Raw genomic sequence first — 2,210 nt, 5'->3', positions numbered from 1 at the left:
ACCTAAATAGCATATTAAATAAAAAAATAAAAGCTCAAAAAACGAATGAATAGATTTTTGAGCCTAGAAAAATATTGTAAAAATTTAACGAAGAATTTATTTGTTTTTTAACTCAGTTCTTTGTTGTGTAACGTTTTTTATTCAGTCTTATAATGTAAAAGTCCTTTTTCATAAAGCATATTTTTAAATTCTTTCGTATTTGAGTTTACTTTTTTAGTTGAGATTCCATTTCCAATTCCATAAATAAATGGACCAGGTCTATTACTCCAACCTTTTCCGAATTTTTTAGGTGGAAATCCAGCTATTCTTCCAGAAACTAGAATACGATTTTCAGTAGTTATTCTTTCCACAAATAGATCAACACAAGGATAAATTTCATTCTCATTTATATAAACTTTTTCCGCAATTAATTCAATCACGTTTTTCTTTCCAGATGCTTTTATTTTTTCAGAAAACCTCCATTCAAAGTCAAAATCATTAGGAAGTTTTTCTCCAGAATGAAGTTCAGCATAAAGTTTTAATTCAGCTAAAGTTTTTTCAATATGTATCTTGAATTCCTTGAGTTTCATTGGTAATGTTACACAACGTTTATGTATATGGAAAGTTGCGGTTTTGTGTGCGAGGATTTTCCGAAGGAAAATCAGACGTAACAAAACAAGCAACGACCTTTATTTAAGCCAAACACCAGCAATTTTTTATATACTGTGTTGGCAACAGTTTTTATTCCTAATCTCCTTGTCCTATTGGAACTATAACAAAAGCCCATTCAGCTTCGTCAGGAACTTTATATTTATCTAAAAATTTTCCTCCAAGACCACTAACTTGAGATTGCTTATCCTCAATTTCAAGTCCATAAGTTTCTCCAAACATAAATTTCACTCCATTGTCTAATTTAAGTGTGTCAATGTCTTTTAAGTTAAAAACACGGAACTCATTCGGTTTTATTTTTAGGTTTTCAATAATTCCAATTTCGTCAGAAGTTTCATTGTAAATAAACACTTTGTATATTTTTCCAGTTTTATTGTATTTGGCAGGAATTATTGAAATCTCATTTCCTTTTTCGGTGAAAACGTTTCCATTCGAATCAGTCCATTTTTCCTCTTTTTCAGATTCAGTTTTTTGTTCCAATTCCACAGACCTTTCATTCACATTTTCTGGTGTTTTCTTTTCAGTTTCTTTTTGTCCGCAAGCAGATAATGTCAAAAAGATTATAAAAATTTGAATGTATTTCGTCATTTCTTAAATTGTTGCCAACGTTGTTGTATATGGTTTGTTGCGTGTTTTAAGCAACTAATTTAGTAAATAATTACCGACCAAGAAAGTCCGCGAGGACTTTCGCAAGTAGGCTAAAAGCCTGCAATAAAGTTTATACGGTGTTGTACTACGTTAATTTTCTTTTTCAATTTTGCATTTCAATTTTTCGTAACTATATTTTCGATTTTTTCGTTTGTAAGATTTTCCTTTAATCATTCCAAAAACTTTGTTTTCATTTGGTAAATATTCTAAAGTGCTTTCATAACAACTTCCAATTGCGTAATCATTTTCAGTTTCATTCGGCAGTTTTATTCCAGTTCTTCGTGGCTTATAAGTTGCGAAAACATAAGTTTTTCCAGTTTTAAATTCACGAATACTTGCTCTACAATCTGCTCCATCTGTGTCAAATATTTCAATAATTTTTCTTTCTTCTTTACCTTTTATAATTTCAATAATTTCCACTTTTATTGATTCTCCAGTTCCGTAATTAGGGTCAAATTCATTTTTTAGAGTTTCCTCAAAATATTTGTCATAATCTTTGAAACGTTTTCCATTTTCTGTATGATAATTATGCTCAATAATTTTTCCTTTAATTACTAATTCTGAATTATTAGCAATTTTTAAAAAATTTCCGCTCCATTCACAACTGCAAGCACTCGCTTTTATTGAAATCAGAAGTGTTATTAAAATTAGCGAAGTTTTTTTCATAATGTAGTACAACGTCTGTGTGTATGGTTTGTTGCGTTGGTTTAGCTTAAATTTAGCAAATAAAAACTGAATAGAAAATCCGCGAGGATTTTCGTAAGTAGGCTAAAAGAAAGCAATAAAATATACACGTCTTAAGTTTGTCTTTTACTAATTTTGATATATAATCAGAAAGAATAAAAGAGAGAATTAAGGTTAATATACACGGTGAAGCTTTAGACTTCGACAACATTGGTAATCCTCTCTCTTTT

3 protein-coding genes are annotated in these 2,210 nt (G+C 29.7%); all 3 read right to left on the bottom strand.

The features are described from left to right. Positions 1 to 137: 137 nt before the first annotated feature. Entirely contained in the window at positions 138 to 569 is a 432-nt protein-coding gene (locus DIS07_RS14935; protein WP_109406071.1) for a hypothetical protein, read from the bottom strand. A 157-nt stretch (positions 570 to 726) separates the two neighbouring features. Next, complete coding sequence (locus DIS07_RS14930) at positions 727 to 1,236, bottom strand: hypothetical protein (protein ID WP_146190751.1); 510 nt, start codon at positions 1,234 to 1,236, stop codon at positions 727 to 729. A 150-nt stretch (positions 1,237 to 1,386) separates the two neighbouring features. Beyond that, entirely contained in the window at positions 1,387 to 1,962 is a 576-nt protein-coding gene (locus tag DIS07_RS14925) for a hypothetical protein (RefSeq protein WP_109406069.1), read from the bottom strand. Between the last annotated feature and the right edge of the window lie 248 nt (positions 1,963 to 2,210).

Origin of the sequence: Polaribacter aquimarinus (genome assembly GCF_003129485.1) — a bacterium.
Lineage (GTDB): Bacteria > Bacteroidota > Bacteroidia > Flavobacteriales > Flavobacteriaceae > Polaribacter > Polaribacter aquimarinus.
The sequence above is the reverse complement of the archived record's forward strand: the minus strand, read 5'-3'. Positions and strand labels throughout refer to the sequence as shown.

Excerpts from the sequence above, each read along its gene's own strand:
- DIS07_RS14935 (WP_109406071.1), bottom strand. The coding sequence starts at position 569 with ATGAAACTCAAGGAATTCAAGATACATATTGAAAAAACTTTAGCTGAA.
- DIS07_RS14930 (WP_146190751.1), bottom strand. The coding sequence starts at position 1,236 with ATGACGAAATACATTCAAATTTTTATAATCTTTTTGACATTATCTGCT.
- DIS07_RS14925 (WP_109406069.1), bottom strand. The coding sequence starts at position 1,962 with ATGAAAAAAACTTCGCTAATTTTAATAACACTTCTGATTTCAATAAAA.